The sequence below is a fragment of the Streptomyces aurantiacus genome, from assembly GCF_027107535.1.
In the GTDB taxonomy this organism is placed as follows: domain Bacteria; phylum Actinomycetota; class Actinomycetes; order Streptomycetales; family Streptomycetaceae; genus Streptomyces.
The window spans coordinates 8572349-8598282 of sequence record NZ_CP114283.1; the positions used below are offsets into that span (position 1 = coordinate 8572349).

At 71.1% G+C, this 25934-nt stretch carries 26 protein-coding genes; 13 read left to right on the top strand and 13 right to left on the bottom strand.

Going from position 1 to position 25934, the window contains the following annotated elements; all coding sequences use genetic code 11:
• Positions 1–19 precede the first annotated feature (19 nt).
• Entirely contained in the window at positions 20–445 is a 426-nt protein-coding gene (locus O1Q96_RS39805; RefSeq protein WP_269253906.1) for a hypothetical protein, read from the bottom strand.
• 398 nt (positions 446–843) lie between these two features.
• Here O1Q96_RS39805 and O1Q96_RS39810 point away from each other — a divergent pair, with 398 nt between their 5' ends.
• Positions 844–3531, top strand: coding sequence for an FG-GAP-like repeat-containing protein (locus O1Q96_RS39810; RefSeq protein WP_269252740.1), 2688 nt, complete (start codon positions 844–846; stop codon positions 3529–3531).
• Positions 3532–3615: 84 nt separating this feature from the next.
• Here the strand turns inward: O1Q96_RS39810 and O1Q96_RS39815 are convergent, their stop codons facing one another.
• The 5 genes from O1Q96_RS39815 to O1Q96_RS39835 form a co-directional block, all read right to left on the bottom strand.
• Positions 3616–4002: a hypothetical protein gene (locus O1Q96_RS39815; protein WP_269252741.1), complete on the bottom strand. Its 387-nt coding sequence runs from the start codon at positions 4000–4002 to the stop codon at positions 3616–3618.
• 181 nt (positions 4003–4183) lie between these two features.
• Positions 4184–4762 (bottom strand): hypothetical protein, encoded by a 579-nt coding sequence (locus O1Q96_RS39820; protein ID WP_269252742.1) that lies wholly within the window; start codon positions 4760–4762, stop codon positions 4184–4186.
• Positions 4763–4861: 99 nt separating this feature from the next.
• Positions 4862–5377: a hypothetical protein gene (locus O1Q96_RS39825; RefSeq protein WP_269252743.1), complete on the bottom strand. Its 516-nt coding sequence runs from the start codon at positions 5375–5377 to the stop codon at positions 4862–4864.
• A gap of 89 nt (positions 5378–5466) precedes the next feature.
• Positions 5467–6138 (bottom strand): DUF4328 domain-containing protein, encoded by a 672-nt coding sequence (locus O1Q96_RS39830; protein WP_269252744.1) that lies wholly within the window; start codon positions 6136–6138, stop codon positions 5467–5469.
• A gap of 397 nt (positions 6139–6535) precedes the next feature.
• Positions 6536–8170 carry a beta-N-acetylhexosaminidase gene (locus tag O1Q96_RS39835; RefSeq protein WP_419587016.1) on the bottom strand — a complete coding sequence of 545 codons (1635 nt, stop codon included), beginning with the start codon at positions 8168–8170 and terminating at the stop codon, positions 6536–6538.
• Between the two features lie 162 nt (positions 8171–8332).
• On the opposite strand from O1Q96_RS39835, the gene O1Q96_RS39840 reads away from it, so the two are divergent.
• The 9 genes from O1Q96_RS39840 (at position 8333) to O1Q96_RS39880 (ending at position 15087) form a co-directional block, all read left to right on the top strand.
• Positions 8333–8998 carry a 2-oxo-4-hydroxy-4-carboxy-5-ureidoimidazoline decarboxylase gene (locus O1Q96_RS39840; protein WP_331276091.1) on the top strand — a complete coding sequence of 222 codons (666 nt, stop codon included), beginning with the start codon at positions 8333–8335 and terminating at the stop codon, positions 8996–8998.
• Between the two features lie 248 nt (positions 8999–9246).
• Positions 9247–9627, top strand: coding sequence for a succinate dehydrogenase, cytochrome b556 subunit (sdhC, locus tag O1Q96_RS39845; RefSeq protein ID WP_149511863.1), 381 nt, complete (start codon positions 9247–9249; stop codon positions 9625–9627).
• 5 nt (positions 9628–9632) lie between these two features.
• On the top strand, positions 9633–10115 hold the full coding sequence (locus tag O1Q96_RS39850; protein WP_269252745.1) for a succinate dehydrogenase hydrophobic membrane anchor subunit: 483 nt from the start codon (positions 9633–9635) through the stop codon (positions 10113–10115).
• Positions 10116–10134: 19 nt separating this feature from the next.
• Entirely contained in the window at positions 10135–11889 is a 1755-nt protein-coding gene (sdhA, locus tag O1Q96_RS39855) for a succinate dehydrogenase flavoprotein subunit (protein WP_217452806.1), read from the top strand.
• The gene (locus O1Q96_RS39860; RefSeq protein WP_269252746.1) at positions 11889–12668 is read left to right on the top strand and encodes a succinate dehydrogenase iron-sulfur subunit; all 780 of its coding nucleotides are present in this window, start codon (positions 11889–11891) and stop codon (positions 12666–12668) included. The genes sdhA and O1Q96_RS39860 overlap by 1 nt, the downstream gene beginning before the upstream one ends.
• 149 nt (positions 12669–12817) lie before the next feature.
• Positions 12818–13228, top strand: coding sequence for a VOC family protein (locus tag O1Q96_RS39865; RefSeq protein WP_269252747.1), 411 nt, complete (start codon positions 12818–12820; stop codon positions 13226–13228).
• Positions 13229–13377: 149 nt separating this feature from the next.
• Positions 13378–13785 (top strand): hypothetical protein, encoded by a 408-nt coding sequence (locus tag O1Q96_RS39870; RefSeq protein WP_217452802.1) that lies wholly within the window; start codon positions 13378–13380, stop codon positions 13783–13785.
• 5 nt (positions 13786–13790) lie between these two features.
• Positions 13791–14303: a thiol-disulfide oxidoreductase DCC family protein gene (locus O1Q96_RS39875; RefSeq protein ID WP_269253909.1), complete on the top strand. Its 513-nt coding sequence runs from the start codon at positions 13791–13793 to the stop codon at positions 14301–14303.
• A gap of 10 nt (positions 14304–14313) precedes the next feature.
• Complete coding sequence (locus O1Q96_RS39880) at positions 14314–15087, top strand: TetR/AcrR family transcriptional regulator (RefSeq protein WP_269252748.1); 774 nt, start codon at positions 14314–14316, stop codon at positions 15085–15087.
• A 12-nt stretch (positions 15088–15099) separates the two neighbouring features.
• On the opposite strand, the gene O1Q96_RS39885 is transcribed toward O1Q96_RS39880, so the two are convergent.
• On the bottom strand, positions 15100–17517 hold the full coding sequence (locus O1Q96_RS39885; RefSeq protein WP_269253910.1) for an MMPL family transporter: 2418 nt from the start codon (positions 17515–17517) through the stop codon (positions 15100–15102).
• 168 nt (positions 17518–17685) lie between these two features.
• Here O1Q96_RS39885 and O1Q96_RS39890 point away from each other — a divergent pair, with 168 nt between their 5' ends.
• Together O1Q96_RS39890 and O1Q96_RS39895 are read left to right on the top strand one after the other, a co-directional pair.
• Positions 17686–18375 carry a response regulator transcription factor gene (locus tag O1Q96_RS39890; protein ID WP_269252749.1) on the top strand — a complete coding sequence of 230 codons (690 nt, stop codon included), beginning with the start codon at positions 17686–17688 and terminating at the stop codon, positions 18373–18375.
• Entirely contained in the window at positions 18372–19817 is a 1446-nt protein-coding gene (locus tag O1Q96_RS39895; protein ID WP_269252750.1) for a sensor histidine kinase, read from the top strand. Before O1Q96_RS39890 ends, O1Q96_RS39895 begins: the two co-directional genes overlap by 4 nt.
• A gap of 85 nt (positions 19818–19902) precedes the next feature.
• On the opposite strand, the gene O1Q96_RS39900 is transcribed toward O1Q96_RS39895, so the two are convergent.
• Both O1Q96_RS39900 and O1Q96_RS39905 read right to left on the bottom strand, forming a co-directional pair.
• A complete protein-coding gene (locus tag O1Q96_RS39900; RefSeq protein WP_269252751.1) occupies positions 19903–21264 on the bottom strand; it encodes a metallophosphoesterase in 1362 nt (453 codons plus the stop codon).
• Between the two features lie 15 nt (positions 21265–21279).
• The gene (locus tag O1Q96_RS39905) at positions 21280–21528 is read right to left on the bottom strand and encodes an SCO4848 family membrane protein (RefSeq protein ID WP_269252752.1); all 249 of its coding nucleotides are present in this window, start codon (positions 21526–21528) and stop codon (positions 21280–21282) included.
• A gap of 151 nt (positions 21529–21679) precedes the next feature.
• Between O1Q96_RS39905 and O1Q96_RS39910 the strand changes: the two genes are divergently transcribed.
• The gene (locus O1Q96_RS39910; RefSeq protein ID WP_331276092.1) at positions 21680–23035 is read left to right on the top strand and encodes a D-alanyl-D-alanine carboxypeptidase family protein; all 1356 of its coding nucleotides are present in this window, start codon (positions 21680–21682) and stop codon (positions 23033–23035) included.
• Here O1Q96_RS39910 and O1Q96_RS39915 read toward each other — a convergent pair.
• The 4 genes from O1Q96_RS39915 to O1Q96_RS39930 are packed head-to-tail and all read right to left on the bottom strand — an operon-like array spanning position 22989 to position 25849.
• Complete coding sequence (locus O1Q96_RS39915; protein ID WP_269252754.1) at positions 22989–23948, bottom strand: YihY/virulence factor BrkB family protein; 960 nt, start codon at positions 23946–23948, stop codon at positions 22989–22991. The genes O1Q96_RS39910 and O1Q96_RS39915 overlap by 47 nt on opposite strands.
• Entirely contained in the window at positions 23936–24400 is a 465-nt protein-coding gene (locus O1Q96_RS39920; RefSeq protein ID WP_269252755.1) for a GtrA family protein, read from the bottom strand. The genes O1Q96_RS39915 and O1Q96_RS39920 overlap by 13 nt, the downstream gene beginning before the upstream one ends.
• A complete protein-coding gene (locus tag O1Q96_RS39925; protein ID WP_269252756.1) occupies positions 24397–25335 on the bottom strand; it encodes a decaprenyl-phosphate phosphoribosyltransferase in 939 nt (312 codons plus the stop codon). Before O1Q96_RS39925 ends, O1Q96_RS39920 begins: the two co-directional genes overlap by 4 nt.
• Positions 25328–25849, bottom strand: a complete 522-nt coding sequence (locus tag O1Q96_RS39930; protein WP_269252757.1) for a phosphatase PAP2 family protein — start codon at positions 25847–25849, stop codon at positions 25328–25330. The genes O1Q96_RS39925 and O1Q96_RS39930 overlap by 8 nt, the downstream gene beginning before the upstream one ends.
• Positions 25850–25934 lie beyond the last annotated feature (85 nt).

The window sequence follows — 25934 nt, forward strand, 5'->3', positions numbered from 1 at the left end:
GTCGGGCGACACAGAAATGTCACAGCCCGTCAGACGCGCCGTCCGCCCCCGCGGCTCCGGCAACCTGGGCCCGCGCCCGCCCGTGCAACTGCAGATAGAACGTGCGCAGGGACTCCCGCTCCCCCAGCTCGAACCGCTTCACGACCTTGCCCAGCGGATTCCACAGCCGCCCGTCCGGCATCCGTACGCCCACCGGCCGGCCGAACAACTCCCGCTGCCCCTGGTCGAACTCGACCCACTCGGCGCCGGCCCGCCGCACCAGCACCTCCCCGGCGTACACCCCGAGCCCGAACAGCACATGGGCCACGGCCGCCTGGTCCCGGCCGCTCTTGCGCAGTCCGTCGATGACGAAGTCGACCACCCGCAGGCTCGCGACGGAGTAGTCCAACGGCAGCCGGTTGTGCGCCGTGACGTCCCGTACGAACTCCGCCGCGTGCCGCCGCATCCTCAGGTCGGCCGACAGTCTCCGGCCCGCGCGCGTGCGCTCTTCCGGCTCCGCACTCGTCCTCTCCACCGCTTGCGCCCCCTGTTCGGTCCCGTCCGGGCCGCGAGAGCCACGGCCGGTCCGCAACACCAAGCGGGGCGGGCGCCCCGAACGTCACACGCCACCGCAGTGACAAGGGTCACATGGCAAATCGCCGGAACCCGTACAACCATCCCCTCCCTTCAAGCGTCTTGTGCATCCTTAAGTGACGTACCCCACACCACTGTTGGGTGATGTTTAGTCAGGAATTAGCGCTGAATTAAACAGCCACCCCTGTGACGGGTGGGTTTTTTTATGAGGCTTTTCTAGGGGTGGGGTATTTGAGTCGCCGGACGACCCATGCGTACAAGCCGCTGAGTATGAAGCGGAGAGCGTGGCTGACGATTGGGGCCGTGGTGCTGGGCGGGGCGGGTGCCGTGACGTACGCCGTCGCGAACCCGAGCGCCGACCCGTCGGTGGACGCCGCGCGCAGCAAGCGGCCCGTGAAGGTGCACGAGCTCGCGATGCGGAGCGACGGCGCGGACCGGCGCGAGGTGGAGCGGACGAGCACCGAGCAGTTCTCGCTGCTCGGCATCTCCTGGACCGGTGCGAGGACCGAGCTCGACGGCACCGCCCAGGTACGGACCCGCAGCCTCGACACGGGCGACTGGACCGGCTGGCAGAACCTGGATCTGGAACTGCACCCCGTCGACAAGGCGGAGCCGGGCGCCAAGGAGGCGCGTGGCGCGTCCGATCCGCTCTGGGTCGGCCCGAGCGACGGCGTCGAGGCGCGTGTCGTGGCCGCCGACGGGTCGGCGAGTTCCGGTCTGCCCAAGGGACTTGAGGTCAATCTCGTGGATCCCGGCGTGACCGCGGCCGAGGCGAGGAACAAGGCGCTGGGCACGTCCTCGGGCACCTCCCTGGACAACGCCGCCTTCGTCGCCGAGGACCCGACCGGCTCCCCGACCGCGACGGATCCGGCCTCCGGCTCCCCGTCGCCCACGGAGTCGACGAGCACGGAGCCCACGAGCGGTACCCGGGCGGCGCCCACCGAGAGCACCTCGGAGAGTGCCCCGGCCCCCGACCCGGTCCCGTCCCCGCCGCCGTCCACCGTGACGCAGCCGTTGATCGTCCCGCGCGCCCAGTGGGGTGCCGACGAGTCGATGGTCAAGGACCCGGTGGAGTACATCGAGAAGGTCAGCGCGGTCTTCGTCCACCACACCGTCGGCACGAACGACTACAGCTGCGCCGAGTCCCCGGCGCTGGTCCGCGGCATCATGGCCTTCCACGTGGAGGCCGAGAAGTGGAACGACCTCGGCTACAACTTCCTGGTCGACAAGTGCGGCCGGGTCTTCGAGGGCCGCGCGGGCGGCAGCGACCTGCCGGTGCGCGGCGCCCACACGTACGGCTTCAACGGCGACTCGGCGGGCATCGCCGTCCTCGGTGACTTCGAGGGTGCCGCCGCGACCGCGACCACTCCGGTGAAGCCCGCGGGCAAGCCGTCCCGTGCGGCTCTGGAGTCCGTGGCGCGCGTCGCCGCGTGGAAGCTCGGCCAGTACGGCGGCAATCCGAGCGGCCAGGTCACCCTGACCGCCGCGGCCGACACCGGCGTGTGGAAGGCGGGCGAACAGGCCACGCTGAACACCGTCTCCGGCCACCGCGACGGCTTCGCCACCCTGTGCCCCGGCAAGAACCTGTACGCGAAGCTGGGCGAGGTCCGCCGGTACGCGTCCGGCCCCGGCAGGAACGCCGCGGTCCCGACGGCCGACTTCAACGGTGACGGCATCGGTGATGTCATCGCCGCCACGGCCAAGCAGGGCAGCGGCTGGCTCACGCTCGTGCCCGGCGGCCTGGATGGCCCCGTCTCCGCCGCCAAGGTGAAGCTCAACCAGGGCAGCGCCGAGGTCCCGGGCGCCGCCGAGTCGGGCGACCAGTGGGGCGCGGCCACGGCCTGGGGCGACATCAACGCCGACGGCTTCGCGGACATCGCGATCGGCGCCCCCGGCGAGGACGACACGACCGGCCACGCGGACCGCGGCGCGGTGACGATCCTGTACGGCCCGAAGTTCGACACCGGCGCCGACACCATGGCGCTGGGCGACGACTACGAGCCGGCCGCCGCGCGGTTCGGCTCGACGGTGGCGGTCGGCGACTTCAACGCCGACGGCAAGGCGGACGTCTTCACGGCGGCCACCGGAACGGGCGGCAACTGGGCGGCCCGCTTCAACGACGGCCACGAGGTCGCCGGCGACCTCACCACCGCCGACGGCGCCCTCGCGTACGCGGACGCCGCGTCCGGCGACTTCAACCGGGACGGCTACGCGGACGTGGCGCTCAACTACCGCGACGCGTCCGGCGCCGGCAAGGTCACCTGGTTCAAGGGCTCCAGGTCGCTGGGCCTGGTGAAGGTGTCCACGCTGAGCATCAAGGGCGGCCGCTCCATCGCCGCGGGCGACGTGAACGGCAACGGCTACGACGACATCGTCATCGGCCAGCCGTACACCGCCGAGTCCGGCGCCAAGGTCGGCGGCCAGGTCACGATGGTCCCGGGCACGTCCACCGGTTTCACCACCACCGGGATGACGACGATCCACCAGGGCACCGCCGGGGTGGAGGGCGCCGCCGAGTCGGGCGACGCCATGGGCTGGTCCGTCTCCGTGGGCGACGTGGACGCCGACGGCTTCGCGGACGTCCTCACCGGCGCCCCGAACGAGGACATCACCCGCACCAGCAACCGGTCCAACGCGGGCGCGATCTGGCTCCTCAAGGGCATCTCGTCCGGTCTCACCGGCACCGGCTCGCTCTCGTTCTCCCAGGACACGGCGGGTATCGCCGGGTCCACGGAGAAGGACGACATGCTGGGTTCGTCCGTCTCACTGACGGACTTCTCCGGCCACGGCCGCGCCCACCTGCTCATCGGCGCCGAGGGCGAGGACGCGGGCAACGGCACCCTGCTCTTCCTGCCGAGCACGGCCTCGGGCGTCTCCGTCGCCAAGTCGGCGTACTACGGCGTGACCCAGCTGGGTACGGCGGCGGGCGCGCGGCTGGGCCAGGTCCTGGCCCCGTAGCCGCCCGGCGGACGAGCAGCGACGAACGAAGGCCGGGGCCCTGTGCGGAACAGGGCCCCGGCCTTCCGCGTGTCCGCGTGCTCCTCAGCCGCCCGCGTCCCGGCACAGCAGGCGCAGGGACCCGTCCCCCTCGAAGCAGCGCCGCGCCTCGGTCACCGGATCCCAGATCCGCCCGTCGGGGGTACGCAGCAGGGGGCCCTGGCCCGAGTCCAGCCACTCGGCGCCCGTGTGACGGGCGATCACCTCACCCGCGTACGCGCCGAAGCCGCGCAGCGCGGTCTCGACGGCCGCGTACGGCGCCCCGTCCCGGCGTATCTCCTCGATCGTCCGGTCGACTCTCCACAGGCTCTGCGTGGAGTGGTCGAGGCGGAGCCCGGCGCCTTCCCGCATCGCCGCGACCGCGTCCGCCGCCCACCGGAGGGGCTTCGTCGCGGCCGCGGGCCTGGTCGGTACGGCCGGCGTGGTTCTCATGACTGTCCACGTGGTGTCCACACCTGCGAGAGCGTGCCCCGGACGGGATTCGTCACGCCGACTCGTGGCGGTACGCCGGAGTGCCGCAGGACGGGCGCAGAGCCCTCGCAGCCCGCTCGCGCGACACCCACGGGACGGTCACAGAAGACGCGGTTCGCTGCGCCCCGGGGGGACTTCGGGGTTAAACCCGGCCGCGGGCCCGGCGGGAGACGACGGCGCGCAGCACGCGCCGGCCCTCCGTGGAGAGGCCGAGCGCCTGACGCAGACCGGCCACGCCGTGGGCCGACAGCAGTTCGAGGATGGTGATCTGGCGGCGCAGTTCGGCGGCGACGAGGGGTGACATGTCCTGCGTGAGGCCCTCGCGCCGGGCCGCCACCGAGGACGCGCCGTCGGAGGCGGCGTCGAGCAGGCGGTGGATCTGCAGCGCGGCCACCGAGCAGGCGTCGGCCCACTCGCGGAGGTTCGCGCCGGTCCGCTCGACGGGGGCGGCGTCGAGCATGCGGTGCGCCAGCACGGTGGCCCGGCCCTCGGCGGACAGGTCGCCCTCGGGGGCCGGGGGAACGTCGAGTCCGGCGCGCGCCTGTTCGACGCACTCGCCCCAGTCCCGGTCCCCCTGCCCGGGCTCGGCGAGGCTCGCCCACAGGGGCCGCAGGATCTCGTCGTCGCCGCCCAACAGGGGCACGCACCTGTCCAGGCACGCCAGACCGCTGGCCGCCAGGCCTCGTTCGTCGGCCTGAGCGATCAGTTCCACCAGGCTCATCACGCCTCCCTCGGTGGGGCCGCCGCTGGTTGCGGAGCCCGCACTTCCCCTTACTGCGTGCACAGTGGCCGGATCGTCACACTGCGAGATGGCCGAAATCTACATGGGGATGACGCCGAGCCGGTCCAGGAACCGGAAGAAAAGCATCTCGGCCGAGGGATCCGCGTCGGAGGTGAGCACGTCGAGGACCGGTTCCTCGGACACGTCCCGGCCCGACTCCGCGGCCCAGGCGACGGCCCGTACGAGGGCGTCGTGCGGTTCCAGGAAGAAGTCGTCGACGGTCAGCCCGTCCTTGTTCCCGCCCAGGTACCCGGCCATCGCCTCCCTGTCCAGGCACGTCGTCCAGGCTCCGCTGCCCGGCGCGGCCGCCTCGACGACCACGCAGTCGCTGTCCATGACGTACCCGAAGAGCGCGGGCGCGCCCGTCTCCCCCGCCAGGTCGTTCATGTTCCCGACGTCACCGGCGGCGCCGTCGGGAGTGTTCGGGTACTCCCACACCTGCCAGCCGTCGTCCGCCGTCTGATGCAGCGTCATGCCCGACGCCCCCGACAGCGCGCCGAGCTCCGCGAGCGGCCGCTCGCTCCTGCCGACGACGAAATACCCCCAGTAGCCCATGCCGCTCCCCCCGCCGTATCGGTTCGGCCAGCGCCGAATACACCACAAACGTACGGTAGTTCGCCACCGGTACGGGCAAGCCGCCGCAACTACGCCACGGCGGCCAGGGGCCCGTGACGTGCTGTGTCGTCCTGCATACGGGTGAGCCGGAGCACCACGAGGACGGCGAGGACGGCGGCGACGATGTCGACGGCGTCCGCGAACATCACCTGGGCCACGGCGTCCCGGATCTCCCCGGGCGTCTCGGCGTCGCGGTACGCCTTGAAGCCCGCCCGGTCGGCGATCAGCGAGACGATCCAGAACGCCCACCAGACGTTGACCAGGCCGTGCGCGGCCCGGCCGCCCGGGCGGCTCGCGTCCCACACGTCCACCATGATCCGGCGCGGGAACCAGAGGTTGACGACGGGCACGAACCAGCTCCAGCAGGTCCAGCCGCGCTTCATCCGGTGCCCGAAGGGGTTGAACACCTCGGCGTTGACCCGCGCCCGCTGGAACCAGACCAGGAAGAGGACGACGGCCACGACGAGGGCGGACGTCTGGACGAGCCCGGCCACGGTGTAGACCGAGTCCGCGCGGTCGGCGTCGGCCTGGAGCGCCGCGCTGTACCCGCCGTTCGCCAGCCGGTCCGCGACGTCGTACGTCGTGAGATCGGCCCAGAGCGCGAAGAGGTCGGTGGCGACGACCGCCCCGAGTGCCGCGGCGGCCGCCTTCCCGAGCCCGACGGGTGACCGCAGCCAGGCGGGACCGTGCGGCTGGTGCATGGGCGCCCCGCCGTACGCCCCCGGCGCGGGAGCGGGCCCGGGAGCGGCGCCGTACGCCGGATGCGGGGGTGTGGCGGCGAACGGCGGGCCCGTGGGCGCGGGGCCCGGTCGGGCCGCCTGTGTCACTGCGCCGGCGCAGTGGGGGCAGAGCGTGCCCCCCGGCGTCGCGGCGAGCTGACGGCAGTGCGTGCAGAGCATGGGTGAGCGGTCCCCCGGAAGTGCGTGGCCAAGGTGCCCGGCAGGGCGCCCGGAAGGAGAAGCCGGGCGGCCCCCTCCCCAGGGGTCTCGCGCGGCCTGGGGAACATACGTTTCACGCGCCCCGCCCGTCCACTCGGAATCGGCCGCCGGCCCCCGGACGGCCACCGTCGAGGTGGGCGGCCGTCGGGGCCGGCGGCTCTCATCCCAGCTTCCCGGCCAGCCCCTTGAAGTCCGTCCACGACAGCGCCGGTTTCCGCGGGTCCCACAGTTTCTGTGTCAGCGCCCGCAGTGGCATCCGGACCCCCGCCGCCACCTGGTCCTGGGTCTGGGAGCCCGAGAGGTCGCACCAGACGGCGAAGGACGCGCCGAGGATCTGGTCGCCGTACTCCCGGGGCACCGGCGTCGTACCGCGCAGGACGAGGGGGGTCCACTGCTCGTAGATGCGCTGTCCGGTCGGATAGACGAAGGCGTTGGGCTGCCCGAGCACGTAGTAGAGGTACTCGTCGTTGTAGTTGATCACCTCGCGCCCGGCCCGCAGGTACTCGGCCGGCGGGCGTGCGCCGATCTCCTTGCCCGTCCAGTACGCGACGTGGATGTCGTCGGCGGCCGCCACGGTGCCCCCGGAGAAGAACCCGTCGTTCCACGCCCGCAGCGTCCGGTCGTGCCCGCGCATCGTGTCCGCCCGGTCGTTGAGCCAGCCCGTCGTCAGATCGGCGACCCCGGCGCCCGGCCCGTACTTCGCCTTCGCGGCGGCGGCCAGCTGCGGGTAGGAGGCCGCCGGGTCCGACACCATCAGCGCCCGGTACTCGTCGGCGCCGAGGTGCCAGTACCGCCCGGGGAACAGGCCTGCGTACTCGTTCAGCAGGTCGTCCACGATCTTCGCGGACGCGGGCTTGGAGATGTCGATCGCACCCCGCGAGACGACACCCTGGGCGTTGCGCAGCTGGAGATCCGGATGCGCGTCGAGCACCGCGCCCAGATGGCCGGGCGAGTCGATCTCGGGCACGACGGTGATGTGCCGGCTCTTCGCGAGCGCGAGGATGCGGCGCACCTCCGCCTTCGTCAGATGCTCCTTCGACACGATCTCGGGATGCGAGTCGGAGGCGATCCGGAAGCCCTGGTCGTCGGAGAAGTGCAGCCCGAGCTGGTTGTACTTCAGGTCGCCCAGCTCACGGATCCGGTCCTCGATCCACCCGGCGGTGAAGTGCTTGCGTGCGATGTCCAGCATGAACCCCCGCTGCGGCTTCGCCGGCGAGTCGCGTACGACCCCCTCGGGCGCCGTGGTGTTCCCGCGGACCTCCTGCTTGAGCGTGCGTGTGCCGTAGAAGACGCCCGCCTCGGCCGTACCGGTGATCCGCACCCGCCCGTCCCCGACGGTCAGCGTGTACGACTCGGCGTTCGCGTCCTCGTCGGTGAGGCCGAGCTCCACGTCCCCGGCCCGCGCCCCGCCGGAGCCCGCGTAGGTCAGCCCCAGTTCCCCGGCGAGCAGCCGCCCCTCGTCCGCGAGGGCCTCGTCGCGAACGACGACACGCCCGCCCTTCCCGGGCCGCCAGCCGGGCCCGCGGGCCGGTACGTGTTCCCGTACGGCCGGGATCGTGCGGGGAGCCTTCGACAGCGGATACGTCCGACCGGGTGACGGAGTGGGGGTCGGGGACGGCTCCGGTGCCAGGGCGCTTCTCCCGCCGGAGGGCCGCCGCGTCGAGGGCTCGCCCGAGTCGCCGCTCGGCCAGAGCCCGACGGTCAGCGCGGTACCCGCCACGACCGCCACACCCACGCCGACCAGCAGGGGCCTCCTGCCGACCGACAGCGGCCCCCTGCGCCTGCTCCCGTTCACCACAGACCACTCACCCTCCGGACCGTCCTCGTACGCTGTAGCTCCGTTGTGAACCTAAGCCCCGTCATCCGGTGCCGCCGTCCACGTCACGTTCTGAAACTCTCTCTTGCGAGTGAAGATCGGGCATCTGTCGGACAGCTCCGGTCAAGCCCCGATAGCGTGATGAAACATCTCTCACTTGACCCCCAGCCGAACCACGCGCGGCGCCCGTCCGGGCGCCGCCGAACCGCCGAGGAACCCACGCTGCCCGCGCACCGTCCTTCCCGCCTCCCCGGCCAGGCCGTCGCCACACCGGAGTCGTCCGAACCGCCGGGGCTGCCGGAGCAGACCCGCCCGGCACCGGGTCCCACCGGCCTGGAGCGGTTCAACGCCCTGCCCGCCGACGAGGCCGAGCGCGCCCTCCTCGCCTGCTGCGGCAGCTACCGCTGGGCCCGCCGGGTCGCCGCGCACCGCCCCTACCCCGACCTGGACTCCCTGCTGGCCGCGGCCGACGAGGCGGCGTTCGACCTGACGCCCGGTGATGTCGCCGAGGCCCTGGCCTGCGAGTCCCTCACCCTCCTCCCGGACGGCGCGTACTCCGCGGCCCACACCGCCCTGAGCGCGGCCCACGCGGCGTACGAGAGCCGCTTCGGCCACGTCTTCGTGATCTGCCTGGACGACACGGCCCCGGACGAGGCCCTCGACCAGGTCCTGGCCGGTATCCGAGCACGATTGACGAACGATCCCGACGAGGAGCGGATCCTGACGGCGGAGGAACTGCGCCGCCTGGCAAGGGGCCGCCTCGCCCGGTCCTTCAGCCCCGCCGGCAGCGACTGCGCGATCTCTTAGGGTCGCGGGGCCGTGACCGGCCCCGCGACCGCGTGTCCGGCACCGGAGCGGCGATCCCGCCCTCCGCGGCCCGCCCGTAATAGCCCGTACGAGCCTGTTTGCCTGCCAGTTCGATCACATCGGTAGGCCCGCCGTAAACGTTCCGACAACACGTCGCTACGATGGCCAGGGCCGGTGGACCGTACCCGGCCGGGCCGACCGACATCGAAGCCGGCAGGCCCCAATCCCCGCTCCCGGAGGGTTCTTCCGTGCCGGCTGGAACGCTGTACCGCGGCCGGGAAGGAATGTGGTCCTGGGTGGCTCATCGAGTCACCGGCGTCCTCATCTTCTTCTTCCTGTTCGTACACGTGCTGGACACCGCTCTCGTCCGTGTCTCCCCCGAGGACTACGACAAGGTCGTAGCCACCTACAAGACCCCGATCGTCGCGCTGCTGGAGTACGGCCTCGTCGCCGCCATCCTCTTCCACGCGCTCAACGGCCTGCGTGTGATCGCCGTCGACTTCTGGTCGAAGGGCCCGCGCTACCAGAAGCAGATGCTCTGGACCGTGGTCGGCATCTGGGTCGTGCTGATGATCGGGGCCCTCTACCCCGTACTCGGCCACGCCGCTCGTGAAGTCTTCGGGAGCTGACGCGAATGTCCACCACTGAGAAGACCGCATCCGGCATCGGCCCTGTCGAGGGTGAGTCCCTCTACAGCGTCGACAACCCGGCGCCCCTGATCGAGGCCCCGCGCAAGCGGACGAACAAGACCCCGAAGTCCACCCGCGGCAACTTCGAGATGGCCGCATGGCTCTTCATGCGCCTGTCCGGTGTCGTCCTCGTCGTCCTCGTCATCGGGCACCTGCTGATCCAGCTGGTTCTCGACGGCGGCGTCTCCAAGATCGGCTTCGCCTTCGTGGCGGGCCGCTGGGCCTCGCCGTTCTGGCAGACCTGGGACCTGCTGATGCTGTGGCTGGCGATGCTGCACGGCGCCAACGGCCTGCGCACGGTCATCAACGACTACGCGGAGCGCCCGAACACGCGCCTGTGGCTCAAGGGCCTGCTCTACACCGCCACGGTGTTCACCATCCTGCTGGGCACGCTGGTGATCTTCACCTTCGACCCGAACATCCGCTAGGCACGGGGCTGCGAGAATCATGAAGATCCACAAGTACGACACCGTCATCGTCGGCGCCGGCGGCGCCGGCATGCGTGCCGCCATCGAGGCGACGAAGCGCAGCCGTACCGCCGTGCTGACGAAGCTCTACCCCACCCGCTCCCACACGGGCGCAGCGCAGGGCGGCATGGCCGCCGCGCTCGCCAACGTGGAGGAGGACAACTGGGAGTGGCACACCTTCGACACGGTCAAGGGCGGTGACTACCTGGTCGACCAGGACGCCGCCGAGATCCTGGCGAAGGAGGCCATCGACGCGGTCCTCGACCTGGAGAAGATGGGCCTGCCGTTCAACCGGACCCCGAACGGCACCATCGACCAGCGCCGTTTCGGCGGTCACTCCCGCAACCACGGCGAGGCGCCGGTCCGTCGGTCCTGCTACGCGGCGGACCGCACCGGCCACATGATCCTCCAGACGCTGTACCAGAACTGCGTCAAGGAGGGTGTGGAGTTCTACAACGAGTTCTACGTCCTCGACCAGCTGATCACCGAGGTCGACGGCGTCAGGAAGTCCGCCGGTGTCGTCGCGTACGAGCTGGCGACCGGCGAGATCCACATCTTCCAGGCGAAGGCCGTGATCTACGCGTCCGGCGGCACCGGCAAGTTCTTCAAGGTGACGTCCAACGCGCACACGCTGACCGGTGACGGCCAGGCGGCCGTCTACCGTCGCGGGCTGCCGCTGGAGGACATGGAGTTCTTCCAGTTCCACCCGACCGGCATCTGGCGCATGGGCATCCTGCTGACGGAGGGCGCCCGCGGTGAGGGCGGCATCCTCCGCAACAAGGACGGCGAGCGCTTCATGGAGAAGTACGCGCCGGTCATGAAGGACCTCGCGTCCCGTGACGTCGTTTCGCGCTCCATCTACACGGAGATCCGTGAGGGCCGCGGCTGCGGTCCCGAGGGCGACCACGTCTACCTCGACCTCACGCACCTCCCGCCGGAGCAGCTGGACGCCAAGCTGCCCGACATCACGGAGTTCGCCCGCACCTACCTCGGCATCGAGCCCTACACGGACCCGATCCCGATCCAGCCCACCGCGCACTACGCGATGGGCGGCATCCCGACGAACGTCGAGGGTGAGGTGCTGTCCGACAACACGACGGTCGTGCCGGGCCTGTACGCGGCCGGTGAGGTCGCGTGCGTCTCCGTCCACGGCGCGAACCGGCTGGGCACGAACTCGCTGCTCGACATCAACGTGTTCGGGAAGCGCGCGGGCATCGCGGCCGCGGAGTACTCCGCCACGACCTCGCACGTCGAACTGCCCGAGGACCCGGCCTCGCTGGTCGTCGGCCAGATCGAGCGGCTGCGGACGTCCACGGGCAACGAGCGCGTGGCGGACATCCGCCGCGAGCTCCAGGAGACCATGGACGCCAACGTCATGGTGTTCCGCACCGAGCAGACGATCAAGACGGCCGTCGAGAAGATCGCCGAGCTGCGCGAGCGCTACCGGAACGTGTCCGTCCAGGACAAGGGCAAACGGTTCAACACGGACCTCCTGGAGGCCGTCGAACTGGGCAACCTGCTCGACCTGGCCGAGGTCATGGCCGTCTCCGCGCTGGCCCGCAAGGAGTCGCGCGGCGGTCACTACCGCGAGGACTACCCGAACCGCGACGACGTCAACTTCATGCGCCACACCATGGCGTACCGCGAGGTCGGCGACGACGGCACCGAGTCGATCCGCCTCGACTACAAGCCGGTCGTCCAGACCCGCTACCAGCCGATGGAGCGTAAGTACTGATGGCTACCCCCACCCTGGACAAGACGGACGGCGCCGGCAAGCCGGAGGCCGGCTTCGCCGACTCGCCGTACATCACGGCCACGTTCCGCATCCGCCGCTTCAACTCGGAGGTCTCGGGCGAGGCGACCTGGGAGGATTTCCAGCTGGAGATCGACCCCAAGGAGCGGGTCCTCGACGCCCTGCACAAGATCAAGTGGGACCAGGACGGCACACTGACGTTCCGCCGGTCCTGCGCGCACGGCATCTGCGGCTCGGACGCCATGCGGATCAACGGCAAGAACCGGCTCGCCTGCAAGACGCTGATCAAGGACCTGAGCCCCGAGAAGCCCATCACGGTCGAGCCCATCAAGGGCCTGACGGTCCTGAAGGACCTCGTCGTGGACATGGAGCCGTTCTTCCAGGCGTACCGCGACGTGATGCCGTTCCTGATCACGAAGGAGACGAACGAGCCGACGCGCGAGCGTCTGCAGACCGCCGAGGACCGTGAGCGCTTCGACGACACGACGAAGTGCATCCTCTGCGCCGCCTGCACGTCCTCGTGCCCGGTGTTCTGGAACGACGGCCAGTACTTCGGCCCGGCCGCCATCGTGAACGCCCACCGCTTCATCTTCGACTCGCGTGACGAGGCCGGGGAGCAGCGCCTGGAGATCCTCAACGACAAGGACGGCGTGTGGCGCTGCCGCACGACGTTCAACTGCACGGACGCCTGCCCTCGCGGTATCGAGGTCACGAAGGCGATCCAGGAGGTGAAGCGGGCGCTGATCACGCGCCGCTTCTGAGATCTCCCTCTGCAGGACACTGTGGGCCCCGTTTCCCGGTTTCGTACCGGGGCGGGGCCCTCTGCCGTCTCATCCCTGCCCCGGCGCCACACGGGTGACTGCCAGGCCGCCTCCCCCGGTGCCCCCTCCCCGCGACCTAATCTGACGACATGTCAGACAAAGAGTCGTACGAACTGCTCGGCTTCGACAACGTCCTCTTCCCCGTGGGCGACCTCGACGAGGCCGTGGACTTCTACCGGCGGGCCGGTTTCGCTCTCGGGTTCCGGCTCGACGAGGCCGGGATCGCCATCCTGAAGGTCGGCAAGGAGACACCCGGGGTGCTGCTGCGCCTTGAGGAAGGGCTCGGACACCGGCCGCCACCGTGGGGATCGCCCCGGGTGTGGCTGGAGGTGCGGGACGCCAGGAGTACGGCCGACACCCTCAGGGCCGCGGACGTCCAGCCCCTCGACGCACCCCTGTCCGTGTCCACCGGCTGGACCGTCGAGTTCGCCGATCCCTGGGGGAACGTCATCGGCTTCACGGACTACAGCAAGCGGCCGGAGCTGGCCCGCGTCGGCTGAACCGTCCGCCGGCGCCCCTCACCCTCCCCTGAGCCGCACGTCACACAAGAGCGTGCGGACTCCGACTTGAACGTGTTCAAAAACAGGTCTACATTCTTCCTCGACAGCGCGTTTTGAACGCGTTCAAGAAGTTGGGAAGGGGTGGGGACATGGACCTCACGGTCGTCGCTTACGTCATCTATCTGCTGGTCAGCGTGGCGCTGACGGTCTGGGTGGCACGGACGCTCAGCCACAACGGGCGGATCTTCCTGTCGGACGTACTGCACGGGAACGAGAAGCTCGCGGACGCCGTCAACCACCTTCTGGTGGTGGGCTTCTACCTGGTGAACCTCGGCTTCGTGGCGCTCTACCTGAACCAGGACGACGAGATCGCCGACGCCCGCGGGGTGTTCGAGGCCCTGTCGACGAAGCTCGGTGTGGTGCTCCTCGTGCTGGGCGCCATGCACCTGGGGAACGTGTACGTGCTCAACAAGATCCGGCGCCGGGGCATCATGGAGCGCGAGCAGCTGCCGCCCGTGCCGCCGCAGGGCTGGGTCGCCCCGACGGCCGGGGCGTGACCCCGATGGCCACCGCCGCCGGCCCGGACCGGGACGCCACGCGCGTCCCGGTCCGCGGGCTCACCGTCCTGTACGACGCACAGTGCTCCCTCTGCTCCTTCCTGCGCGACTGGCTCGTCTGGCAGCGGCAGTTGGTGCGCCTGGAGCTGGTGGCCGCCGGGTCGACGGAGGCGAAACGCCGCTTCCCCGGGCTCGACCACGCCGCGACCCTCGACGAGATCACCGTGGTCGGGGATTCGGGCCAGGTCTACCGGGGCAGCGCCGCCTGGGTCGTCACCCTGTGGGCGCTCGCCGACCACCGCCCGATGTCCTACCGGCTCAGCACCCCGGCCGGGGCCCGGCTGGCACGGGGCGCGGTGCTCGCCGCCGCCAAGTGGCGCGAGGGGCAACGGGCCCGCTGGGAGGGCAAGTGGGGCGGCCGTACGTACGTCGCAGCCGACGGGTGGACGTACGACCAGGCCGTGGGCTGGACCTACGATCCGCCCGCCTGCGACAGCGGCACCTGCCCGCCTCGTTAGGCTCTGTCCCGTGCCAGCAACGAATGACAGCGCCCCCGGCCCGGACGGTCCCGCGGAGCCCGAGGTCCCCGGCCCCGCGCGGACGCCCGCCAAGAGCGAGCAGACCCGGGCCCTGATCCTGGAGACGGCGATGCGCCTGTTCCAGGAGCGGGGTTACGAGAAGACGACGATGCGGGCCATCGCCAAGGAGGCCGGGGTCTCCGTCGGCAACGCGTACTACTACTTCGCCGGCAAGGAACACCTGATCCAGGGCTTCTACGACCGGCTCGCGGCCGAGCACCGGATCGCGGTCCGTGAGGTCCTGGAGCAGGAGAAGGACCTGGAGGCGCGGATCGCCGGAGTCCTGAAGACATGGCTGGACGTGGCGAAGCCGTACCACGAGTTCGCGGTGCAGTTCTTCAAGAACGCCGCCGATCCGGACAGCCCGCTCAGCCCGTTCTCGGCCGAGTCGGAGCACGCGCGCGAGGAGGCCATCGGGGTCTGCCGGGAGGTGCTCAGCGGCTCGAAGGCGAAGGTGCCGGAGGAACTGCGTGAGGTCCTTCCCGAGTTGCTGTGGCTCTCCCAGATGGGTCTGGTCCTGTACTGGATCTTCGACCGCACGGAGGGCCGCGAGCGCAGCTACCGCCTCGCCGAGCGCGGCGCCCGCCTCACCTCGCTCGGCGTGACCCTGGCCCGTTTCCGAGTTCTGCGGCCCCTGGTCCGCGAGGTGCACGAACTGTTCACGGACTTCCTGCCGGGGATGACGAACGCACTGCCCGACCCCGGCAGGAAATCCGCGAGGTAGCGCCTCGCGCGGTCAGTTCACCGCGTCCAGCTCGTCCTGCGCCAGCTCCACGTCGTACACCAGCGGTTCCGTGCCGACCATCACGTGGCGGGCCCGGGACGGGTGTTCGGCGGCCGTCACGGCCAGCAGGTACGAGCCCGCGGACGGCACCGAGACGATGTACGAGCCGTCGGCCAGCGACGTCACCCGGTCGAGCTGACGGCCGCCCTTGGAGAGCAGGGTCAGCGCGGCGCCCTCCACGGGCGCGCCGTCCGGGGTGCGGACGAAGCCGTGGATCACGGTGGAACCGCCGTCGCTGTCGGGCACGCGCGCGTGGACCTCGGAGAGCTCCTCCTCCCGGGGCTCCACCGCCAGATGCGGCAGGCGCTTCTCCAGACCGGCCGGGAGCCACCAGTTGGAGTTGCCCAGAAGGTGCATCGCGGCCGGCACCAGGGCCGTACGCAGGATGAACGCGTCCAGCGCCACCGCCGCGGCGAGCCCGATGCCCGCCATCGCGCCCTCCATGTCACCGCTGAGCACGAAGGCGGAGAACACGCAGATCATGATCAGGGCCGCGCAGTTGATGACCCTGCTGGTCTCCGCGAGGCCGACGCGGACCGCTCGCGCGTTGTCCTTCGTGTGCACCCACTCCTCGTGCATCCGGCTCACCAGGAACACCTGGTAGTCCATCGAGAGGCCGAAGAGGAGCGAGAGCATGATGACCGGCAGGAACGCCGTGATCGGCCCCTCCTTGCCGATGCCGAGGAGTTCCGTGCCCCAGCCCCACTGGAAGATCGCGACGAGCACCCCGAAGGACGCGGCGGCCGCGATCAGGTTCATCAGGGCCGCCGTCAGGGGCACCACCAGCGAGCGGAAGGCCACCATCAGCAGCAGGAAGCCGAGCGAGATGATCGCCGCGACGAAGTACGGCAGCCGGTCCCCCGTGACGGCCGCGAAGTCCTTGAAGACGGCGGTCACCCCGCCCACGTGGGCCTCGGCCCCGGAGGCCGGGATCACGTCGTCGCGGAGCCGGTCGATCAGCTGGTCCGTCTTCTGCGACTGCGGTGACGTGGTGGGCACGACTTGGATCACCGTGATGCCCTCGGCGGGCGGCGCGGTGGCCACCTGGGCGACGCCCTCGGTCTTGCGGATGGCCGCGACGAGCCCGTCCGCGTCCCCGCCGTCCACGACGACCTGGAGCGGGCCGTTGAAGCCCGGCCCGAAGCCCTCGGCCAGCAGGTCGTACGCCTGCCGTGTGGTCGTGGAGTCCTGGTGGTTGCCCTGGTCGGTGGCGCCGAGCCGGATCGACAGGACGGGCAGCGCCAGGATCAGCATCACGACCAGCGCCCCGGCGGCGATGGACCGCGGGCGCCGCTGCACGTACATGGACCAGCGCGCGGCGAGTCCGCTCGCCTCATGCGACTCCGGGCCCGCGGCGGCCAGCCGGTGGCGCTGCCTGCGGCTGAGCACGCGCATGCCGAGCAGCCCGAGGAGCGCGGGCAGCAGGGTGACCGCGGCGAGCACGCTCAGTACGACCGTCAGCGAGGTCGCGACGACGACGCCGTCCAGGAAGCGCATGTTCATCACCAGCATCCCGGCGAGCGCGATGCACACGGTGCCACCGGCGAACAGCACCGCCCGGCCGGAGGTGTTGAGGGCCGTGATCGCGGACTCCTCGGGCTTCATGCCGCGCAGGATGCCCCGGCGGTGCCGCGTCACGATGAACAGGGCGTAGTCGATGCCGACGCCGAGGCCGATCAACGAGCCGAGCAGCGGCGCCACTTCGGGTACGTCGGTGACATGGCTGAGAAGGGAGGTCGCCATCAGGCCCGTGCCGAGGGCCGCGATCGCGACGACGAGCGGCAGCAGCATCGCGAACAGCGAGCCGAAGGCGAGGAAGAGGACGACCGCCGCGGCCACGATGCCGACCATCTCGGCGATGCCGGTGGGCGGTTCCTGGGTCCGGGTGATCGCCTGGCCGCCCAGTTCGACCTGGAGCCCGGCGCGTTCGGCGTCCTGAGCCGTCTCGACGACGTCCTCCACGAGCGCCTTCGGCACGCCGTTGGCCTGCTCGGTGAAGGTGATCTGGGCGTAGGCGATCCGCCCGTTCTCGCTGAACTGCGCGGCGCCCTGGGCGGCGTACGGGCTGCTGACCTCGCCGACGCCCTCCATCCGCCCGATCTTCTCGAGGGCGGGCTCGATCCGGGAGCGTACGGACGCGTCGCGGGCCGTTCCCTCGTCGACCTTCCACACCACCGTGTCGGTGTCGCCCGACCTCTCCGGGAAGGCCTTGGCCATCAGGTCGTACGCGCGCGTGGAGTCCGTGTTCGGAAGGGAGAAGGTGTCCGCGTAGTTCGTGCCCGCGGCGGAGCCCGCGAAGCCGAGCCCCAGAAATGCCCCCACCCACAGCAACAGGACCACCAGCCGGTGCCGATAGCACCACCGTGCCAATGTCGTCACGCCTCAACGCTCCTTAGTTCGCGGTCGGTTGGTCCCCCAGGTCCTGCGGCTCAGCATCGGGTGCGCCGCGGGTGCGTGCACATGACCCGGCCATGACTCACAAGGAACTCCAAAGCACGACCCGGCCCCGTTGCCGGTGCGCGCGCCGATACTGGGGGCATGACCGCTCATGAGGGGGCGACCGTCCTGGTCGTCGAGGACGAGCCGAGCATCGCGGACGTTCTGACCATCGCCCTGCGCTACCACCGCTTCCAGGTGATGACGGCGGGGACCGTCCGCCAGGCGCTGACGCTGGCCGAGCGCACGCGCCCGGACGCCGCGCTCCTCGACGTGATGCTCCCCGACGGCGACGGCCGGGCGCTGGGCCGCGAACTGCGTTCGCTCCAGCCCGACCTGGCCGTGGTGTTCCTGACCGCGCGGGACGCGCCCGCGGAGATCGTCGGCGCCCTCGCCTTCGGCGACGACTACATCACCAAGCCGTTCAACATCGACGAGGTGACCGCCCGGATCACCGCCGTGCTGCGCCGCACCCGCCCGGCCGACGTCCTGCCGCAGCGCCCGCCGCTGCGCTACGGCGACCTGGAACTGGACGAGACGACGTACTCGGTGCACCGCGCCGGCCGCTCGGTCGAGCTGACTCCCACCGAGTACGCCCTGCTGCGTTTCCTCGTGCGCAACGGCGGGCGGATCGTGCCCAAGGAGCAGCTCCTGCGGCATGTCTGGCAGTACGAGCACTCGGCGGAGTCGACCGTCGTGGAGACCTACATCAGCTATCTGCGGCGCAAGCTCGAAGCCCTCGGCGCCCCGGTGATCACGACCCGGCGCGGTGTCGGATACGGCCTCGCATGATCCTCCGGCACCGCCCCGGCCATGGCATCCACTCGCTGCGCGGCAAACTGACGCTGGCCAACGTGGCGCTGCTGGCGCTCGGCATCGTCATGGCGACGGCGGTGAGCCTCATGGGCATGCGGTACTACCTGCTCGACCAGGTCGACTCGGAGCTGCTCCGGATGCGGGACTCGCTGGGGAGTACGCAGCTGACCGCGCGGCAGATCGACTCGTTGAGCGCGCTGGCCTTCGTCCGCGACGGGAAGGTGCCGGAGGCGCAGGGCCCGCCGAGCGCGGACTCCCTGTTCGCCCTGGTCGACTCGAAGGGACGCCCCCTCACGCTCCGCGGTCTCGTGCCGACGGCGAACCAGCGTGCCCTCGCGGACGCCGTGGACGATCCCCGGGCCCTCACCGGCGACTCGGACCCGCTCGACGTGACCGTGGAGGGTGTCCCCTTCAGGGTCGTCGGTGTCGCGCTGCCCGACGGCGCCGTCGTCCTGATCGCCGGCTCGACCGACGCGCTGCACCGGGGCATGGCCAAGGCGCTCAAACTGGATCTGGCCTTCGGGGTACTGCTGTTGGGGCTGCTCGCCGTGCTGACGATGCTCAGTGTGAGCCGGCGGCTGCGGCCCCTGGAGGACATGGTGGAGACCTCGTCGGCGATCGCCGAGGGAGACCTGGCCCGCCGGGTGCCCTCCAGCCACCACCCCACCCAGGAGGTCGAACAGCTGCGGCTCGCCCTCAACTCGATGCTCCACCAGGTCGAGTCGGCGTACCGCACCCGCGAGCGGAGCACCGCCCAGCTGCGCCGCTTCGTCGCGGACGCCTCGCACGAGCTGCGTACGCCGCTGGCGGCGATCCGCGGCTACCTCCAGCTGTACGACAAGGGCATGCTGTCCGAGCCCGGCGAACGCAAGCGCGCCTGGGACCGGATGACCGGGGAGGCGGACCGCATGGGCCGTCTGGTCGACGAGCTGCTCACCCTGGCCCGCCTCGACCAGCGGCCCGAACTGCGGTTCAAGAACGTGGACCTGAGCCGCCTGGTGCGCGACGCGGCCGAGGATCTGCGGGCCCAGCAGCCCGGCCGTCCGGTGACGGTGAGCGCCGAGGGAGCCCTCCTCGTCCGCGGGGACGAGTCGGGTCTGCGGCAGATCCTGGGCAACCTCGTGACGAACGTCCGCACGCACACCCCCGCCGGTACCCCGGTCGCCCTGGATCTGGAGAGGGCCGACGGAGTCGTACGGCTTCATGTCGCCGACGAGGGCCCGGGGCTGGCGGAGGAGGACGCCGTGCGCATCTTCGACCGCTTCTTCCGGGCGGGCGGCGGCGCGGGCAGTGGCCTGGGGATGGCCATCGTCCAGGGCGTGACCACGGCCCACGGCGGGGACGTGACGGTGCGGACGGCGCCGGGCGAGGGCCTGACGGTCACGGTGACGCTGCCGGCGCAGGCCTGCGCTCCCTGAGCGACGCGGGAAACCGCGCGACCGGGTCTGCCGGCCCGCGGGCCCGTTCGTGCCCGCGAGCCCGTTCCCGCCGGGTCCGGCGGCCTCAGGCCTGCCTGGAGGCCAGTTCCACGACGGTGATGTCCGACGGCGCCCCCACACGCGTGGGCGGCCCCCAGGCACCCGCACCCCGCGACACGTACAGCTGCGTGTCCCCGTAGCGCTCCAGTCCCGCGAGGGTCGGATTGGCGAGGTCCGCGATGAAGTTGCCGGGCCACAGCTGCCCGCCGTGGGTGTGCCCGGAGAGCTGGAGGTCGACCCCGTGGTCCACGGCGTCATGGATCTGCACCGGCTGGTGGGCGAGCAGCACGCACGCCCGGTCACGGTCCCGGTCGCCGAGGGCCTTCACGAAGTCGGGGCCCTCGCCCTCGTCCTCCCCGGCCACGTCGTTGACGCCGGCCAGGTCGAAGTCGGCCAGCTCGGTGCGGGCGTTCTCCAGCGGGCGCATCCCCAGGTCACGCACGTGCGCGACCCACTCCTCGGCACCGGAGAAGTACTCGTGGTTCCCGGTGACGAAGAACGTCCCGTGCCGCGCCCGCAACTGCGCGAGCGGCGCCGCGGCGGGCCCGAGGTCCTTGACGCTGCCGTCGACGAGGTCGCCCACGACCGCGATCAGGTCGGGCTGGGTGGAGTTGATCGTGTCGACGACCTTCTGGGCGAATCCGCGCCCCAGCACCGGCCCGAGGTGCACGTCGCTGACGACGGCGATCCGGTAGCCGTGAGCGGACCTCGGCAGCTTGGCCAGGGGCACGGTGACGCGCTTCACCCGGGGCCCGCGCAGGACGCCGTACGTCCCGTACCCCACGGTGCCCACGGCGGCGGCCGCGGCGGCCCCGCCCACCACACGCGACACGAACAGCCGGCGCGAGGGGCCCGTCGTCGCGGACGCCGGCCCGTCGGCGCGCCCGGGCGCGCTGCCGGACGGCGACGCGGCCGCGGACGACGGCCCGGCTCCGGCGGGGGTCCCGGACGGGGTGGAGGTGAGGGCAGGCGTGGCTGACTCGTCGGCGGACCGGTGCTCGGTCTCCCGGGCGGGCGCTCCGGCGGGCACGGGCGCGGCCTCGCGTACGTCCACCGGGTCCGCCGCGGGAGCCGGACGCCGGTCCAGAGCCCTCCGCAGCAGCGGCCGGACGACCTCGCCGACCAGCAGCGCCAGCAGGAGGTAGATCGACAGCGCCAGCCACAGGAATCCGGGCCAGGTCAGCACCTGCTGCAGCCAGAACGGCGCACCGGTCCGCTCGGAGGCAAACCCCGCGAACATGAGTACGGGCCCGGCCACGAGGACGGCCGTGCCCACCCGTCTGGCGGCACCCGGCCGCGCCGTGGTGTCGCGCACCATCCGGCGCCAGAGGTACCAGTGCAGCCCTGCGAACACCGCCAGGACCAGGACCAGGAACACGATGACCACGCGGTGACTCCCCCGTTATGACGATGACGTGTGGCGCAGGGCCCGGACACCGCGCAACCCGATGCCCCCGACAACCGTCCCCAAGACAAAGGAGACGACAGCGAGCGTCAGATGCAGCCAGAAGTACCCGGTCGGGTCGCCCGCGTCGTCGAAAGCGAGCCCGCTGCCGTCCTTCCACAGGTTCTTGACGAAAGTGATCCAGATGACCCAGCTCCACACTCCGAAGGCGAGCAGGAACCAGGAAACGGGACGGCTGAGCTTCATGGGTTCAGTATCGCCGCCGTCGAACGGAACCGGCGCCCGGGGTGGGGAGGACGACGGTGTGCGGAGCCGTGGCGGAAAAGAACGTGGCGGAAAGAGCCATGGTCAGGAGGGCCGCGCGACTTCACGCCCGACGCCATGTACGTTCTCGACCGTGCCCGCCATGAAAAAGACCGCCAAGTCGTCCTTGCTGGTCACCTCCGCCACGCTGTTGTCGTTCTCGCTCGCGCTCACGGTGACCGCCACCGGGCCCGCCGCAGCGGACGACAAGCCGACCCCGACCCCGTCGGCGACACCCTCGGGCTCGGCATCGCCGTCGAGCAGCGCGTCGAGCGACGCGTCGACCAGTCCTTCGGCGACACCGCCGGCGAACATGTCGACCGTGGGCGGCGCCCAGCTCGGCCGGCCCGGGACCCAGGCGAACCTCGGCGCCGGCGCGCCGGTCCTCCCGAAGGGCCTGAGCGCCCGTTCCTGGATCGTCGCGGACGCCGAGTCCGGCGCGGTCCTGGCCTCGCACAACGCGCACTGGCGGCTGCCCCCGGCGAGCACCCTGAAGATGCTGTTCGCCGACACGCTGCTGCCCAAGTTCCCCAAGACGCAGAAGCACAAGGTCACGTCGTCCGACCTGGCCGGCGTCGGCGCGGGCTCCAGCATGGTGGGCATCAAGGAGGACGAGACGTACTCGGTCCACGACCTGTGGCTCGGCGTCTTCCTTCGCTCCGGCAACGACGCCGTCCACGTCCTGTCCGCCATGAACAAGGGCGTCGACCAGACCGTCAAGGACATGAACGCGCACGCCGAGGAACTCCAGGCGCTCGACACGAACGTGGTGAGCCCGGACGGCTACGACGAGAAGCGCCAGGTGTCGTCGGCGTACGACCTGACCCTGTTCGCCCGCTCCGGCCTGCAGAGGAAGGACTTCCGGGAGTACTGCTCGACGGTCCGCGCGAAGTTCCCCGGCGAGACCAAGAAGAACAAGAAGGGCAAGACCACCCGCGGGTCCTTCGAGATCCAGAACACCAACCGGCTGATGACCGGCGACTACGGTCTCGACGCCTACAAGGGCATCGCGGGTGTGAAGAACGGCAACACGACGAACGCGGGTGCGACCTTCACGGGGGTTGCCGAGCGCGACGGCAAGGTGCTGCTCGTCACGGTGATGAACCCGGAGAAGGAGGAGCACGACGAGGTCTACAAGGAGACCGCCAAGCTCCTCGACTGGGGTTTCCAGGCGTCCGGCAAGGTCGACCCGGTGGGCGAGCTGGTGCCGCCGAAGAGCGCGGACACGGGCTCCCAGCCGGGCGCGAACGCCTCCGGTGAGGCCGGGGGTTCGGGCGACGGAGAGGCGGGCTCGGCGAAGCCGGTGGCGGCCTCGGCCGAGACGAGTGGTTCCGGTGGCGTCGGGATCGCCCTGGCGATCACCGGCGGCGTCCTCGTGCTCCTCGCCGCCGGTGTCTTCGTGATCAACCGCCGCTGGCCGCTGCCCGAGTTGATGCGTCGCCGCCGCTGACCCCCGCTGAGCCGTCCGCCCCGCCGGCCCCGTCCGTCTCGTCCGTCCCGTCCGGTGGGGACGTGTCCTCGTGCGGTGTCGCGGTCCAGGCGGCACAGAAGAGCAGCAGCTTGGACGTGAAGTTGATCCACAGCAGCAGCGCGACGGGCACACCGAACGCCCCGTACATGCTCTTCGCCGCGACTCCCTGGATATAGCCGCTGAGCAGCAGTTTCAGCAGTTCGAACCCGGCCGCGCCGATCAGCGCGGCGACGATCAGCCGTCGCCGCTCCGGCTGGACGCCGGGGAGCAGCGTCAGGAGGTACAGGAGCAGCAGGAAGGCGGCGAGGACGGCCACGGCGAACGCTGCCACCCTCAGCAGCACCCCGCCCCAGCCGCCCTCGTCGATGCCGAGCTGCCGGGTGGTCCAGCCCACGGCGGTCGACGCGAGGGTGGAGGCGGCGATCGTGACGAGTGCGGCGCCGCCGAGGCCGACGAGTACGCCGGCGTCCTTGAGTTTGTGCAGGAAGGGGTTCTCCTCCTCGTCGGGCAGCTCCCATACCGCACGCAGGCACTCGCGCATCGAGCCGACCCAGCCGATGCCGGTGAACAGCAGCAGGGCGCCCGCGATCAGTCCGACCGTGCCGGCGTTGTCGACGAGGGCGCCGATGTCGAGCTGTTCGGCGATGCCGGGGATCTGCTCGGCGATCTTGTCCTCAAGCGTCTTCACCCCCTTCTCGTCGAGGGTCGCGGCGGCGATCGCGGCGGCCACGGTGATCAGCGGGAAGAGCGCGACGAAGCTGATGAAGGTCATCGCAGCGGCGAGCCGCGTCCACTTCACCCGGTCCAGTCGTTCGTACGAGCGCCAGGCGTGCGTGGTCATCAGCCGTGCGACCAACGGGCCCACACCGGGGAGCTTTTTCAGCCAGTCCATGATCCGACTCTGCCCTCGCCTCGGAAAACCAATGTCCGGGTACCCCAAAAACGCAGGACGGTGGCGAGCACCATGCCGATTCCGGCGCCCGACACGGTGTCCGCGCGCGGGGAGGTGAACCCGAGACCGTAGTGGCTGACCAGGATGCACAGCAGCTGGACCAGGGCGCCCGCGATGTTCACGACGAAGAAGATCCCGTACTGGGAGAGGCTCCTGGAGGCGTGCCGGTAGGTGCCGAGCGCGTTGCCCGCGTAGGCGACCGAGCAGCCCGCCACGAACGACAGCGATTTGGCGGTCAGCGGGTCCAGGCCGGCCGGGCCGCGCAACCAGAGGAAGAGGGCGAGGTCGGCGGCGTACGCGAGGAGCCCGGCGGCGGCGAAGCCGAGCACTTCCGGGGCCTTGGGGCGCCGGGCCCGTGGCCGGGGGGCGTCCAGCTGCTGTGCGTGGCTCACCAGTTGGCCACCGCCAGGCCGTACATCGTGAGCCATGCCACGCCGATGACGGCGAGCGCGCGGTCGCGCAGGATCACGTCCTCCGGTTCACCGGCGGTGCCCCGGTCGGCGAAGACCGCGTACCGCAGGACGGCGAGGATGAAGGCGATCATCGACAACTGTCTCCAGGGCAGCACGCTGGTGTGCGGCACACCGCCCTCTTCCAGGGCCCACAGGCAGTAGCCGAGGACGGCGACCGAGGCGGCGAGCTGCCAGACGAAGCGCAGGTAGCCGGTGGTGTACTCGGTGAGCAACGCGCGCGTGGCGCCCGCTTTGCCGGCCATCTGGACGGCTTCCGAGTAGCGCTTGGCGGACACCATGAAGAGGGCGCCGAAGCCGGTCGTGATGAGGAACCAGCGGGACAGCGGGATGTCGAGCGCGACCCCTCCGATCATGGCCCGCATCAGGAATCCGGTGGTCACCACGGCGAGATCGACGACCAGGACGTGCTTGAGGCTGAGGCAGTACGCGAACTGCAGGCCCAGGTAGGCGGTCAGCAGCGCCGAGGTCACCGGCGAGCACAGGAAGGCGGCCGCGGTCGGGGCGACGAGGGCGAGCACGATGCCCACGCAGTAGGCGACCGGTACGGGCACCTGCCCGGCGGCGACCGGCCGGTGGCGCTTGACCGGGTGGGCGCGGTCGGCGTCGGCGTCCCGCGCGTCGTTGACCAGGTAGACGCTCGCCGCACAGGCCGTGAACAGTACGAACACGAGCGCGACTTGAGTGAGGGCGTGCCGTGAGAAGAGTTCGCCCGCGGCGGCCGGGGCCGCGATCACGAGCACGTTCTTGACCCACTGTTTGGGCCGGGCGGTCCTGATCAGCCCCTTCAGGAGGCCACTTTTCCGCGGAGCGGTCTGTTTCCCGCGTGTCCTCTCCAGGAGGGCCGTCTCAGCCATGGTCGCGGCCCCTTGTCATCCAGCGGGCGCCGAGCCGGGCCGTCACCGCGCCGAGGGCGGCGCCCGCCGCCACGTCCGACGGGTAGTGGACGCCGACGACGAGCCGCGACACGCACATCGCGGCGGCCAGTGGGGGCACCGCGCGGGCGCCGAGCGCTCCGAAGGCCACGGCGGCCGCGGCGGCGGAGCTGGCGTGCGCGCTGGGGAAGGAGTGCCGGCCCGCGGTGCGGACCAGCGGCTCGACGTGTTGGGGGCGCGGGCGGCGTACGAGTCGTTTGACGCCCATGCCGGCGAGGTGCGCGCCCGCGGTCAGGGCCGTGCCGCGCAGCCAGGCGCTTCGCCGCTCCCGGTCCACGGCGGCTCCCGCGAGGCCCGCCGCGAGCCACAGCGCACCGTGCTCGCCGGCCAGTGACAGGACCCGCGCGGCGGCGGCGACGCTGGGGACGGCGGCGCGGGCGTGGAGGGCCGAGAGGATCCGGTGGTCCAGGTCAGGGAGCTCGTCGTGGTGATCCATGGGGACTCACTGTTCACGTCAACACCGCTGGAACTCCGGCAATATTGAGCGACATCCCATTAATCACCCATTTCGGGGAGAGAAG

Excerpts from the sequence above, each read along its gene's own strand:
- O1Q96_RS39805 (WP_269253906.1), bottom strand. The coding sequence starts at position 445 with ATGCGGCGGCACGCGGCGGAGTTCGTACGGGACGTCACGGCGCACAAC.
- O1Q96_RS39810 (WP_269252740.1), top strand. The coding sequence starts at position 844 with ATGAAGCGGAGAGCGTGGCTGACGATTGGGGCCGTGGTGCTGGGCGGG.
- O1Q96_RS39815 (WP_269252741.1), bottom strand. The coding sequence starts at position 4,002 with ATGAGAACCACGCCGGCCGTACCGACCAGGCCCGCGGCCGCGACGAAG.
- O1Q96_RS39820 (WP_269252742.1), bottom strand. The coding sequence starts at position 4,762 with ATGAGCCTGGTGGAACTGATCGCTCAGGCCGACGAACGAGGCCTGGCG.
- O1Q96_RS39825 (WP_269252743.1), bottom strand. The coding sequence starts at position 5,377 with ATGGGCTACTGGGGGTATTTCGTCGTCGGCAGGAGCGAGCGGCCGCTC.
- O1Q96_RS39830 (WP_269252744.1), bottom strand. The coding sequence starts at position 6,138 with ATGCACCAGCCGCACGGTCCCGCCTGGCTGCGGTCACCCGTCGGGCTC.
- O1Q96_RS39840 (WP_331276091.1), top strand. The coding sequence starts at position 8,333 with ATGAAACATCTCTCACTTGACCCCCAGCCGAACCACGCGCGGCGCCCG.
- O1Q96_RS39850 (WP_269252745.1), top strand. The coding sequence starts at position 9,633 with ATGTCCACCACTGAGAAGACCGCATCCGGCATCGGCCCTGTCGAGGGT.
- sdhA (WP_217452806.1), top strand. The coding sequence starts at position 10,135 with ATGAAGATCCACAAGTACGACACCGTCATCGTCGGCGCCGGCGGCGCC.
- O1Q96_RS39860 (WP_269252746.1), top strand. The coding sequence starts at position 11,889 with ATGGCTACCCCCACCCTGGACAAGACGGACGGCGCCGGCAAGCCGGAG.
- O1Q96_RS39865 (WP_269252747.1), top strand. The coding sequence starts at position 12,818 with ATGTCAGACAAAGAGTCGTACGAACTGCTCGGCTTCGACAACGTCCTC.
- O1Q96_RS39870 (WP_217452802.1), top strand. The coding sequence starts at position 13,378 with ATGGACCTCACGGTCGTCGCTTACGTCATCTATCTGCTGGTCAGCGTG.
- O1Q96_RS39875 (WP_269253909.1), top strand. The coding sequence starts at position 13,791 with ATGGCCACCGCCGCCGGCCCGGACCGGGACGCCACGCGCGTCCCGGTC.
- O1Q96_RS39890 (WP_269252749.1), top strand. The coding sequence starts at position 17,686 with ATGACCGCTCATGAGGGGGCGACCGTCCTGGTCGTCGAGGACGAGCCG.
- O1Q96_RS39895 (WP_269252750.1), top strand. The coding sequence starts at position 18,372 with ATGATCCTCCGGCACCGCCCCGGCCATGGCATCCACTCGCTGCGCGGC.
- O1Q96_RS39905 (WP_269252752.1), bottom strand. The coding sequence starts at position 21,528 with ATGAAGCTCAGCCGTCCCGTTTCCTGGTTCCTGCTCGCCTTCGGAGTG.
- O1Q96_RS39915 (WP_269252754.1), bottom strand. The coding sequence starts at position 23,948 with ATGGACTGGCTGAAAAAGCTCCCCGGTGTGGGCCCGTTGGTCGCACGG.
- O1Q96_RS39925 (WP_269252756.1), bottom strand. The coding sequence starts at position 25,335 with ATGGCTGAGACGGCCCTCCTGGAGAGGACACGCGGGAAACAGACCGCT.
- O1Q96_RS39930 (WP_269252757.1), bottom strand. The coding sequence starts at position 25,849 with ATGGATCACCACGACGAGCTCCCTGACCTGGACCACCGGATCCTCTCG.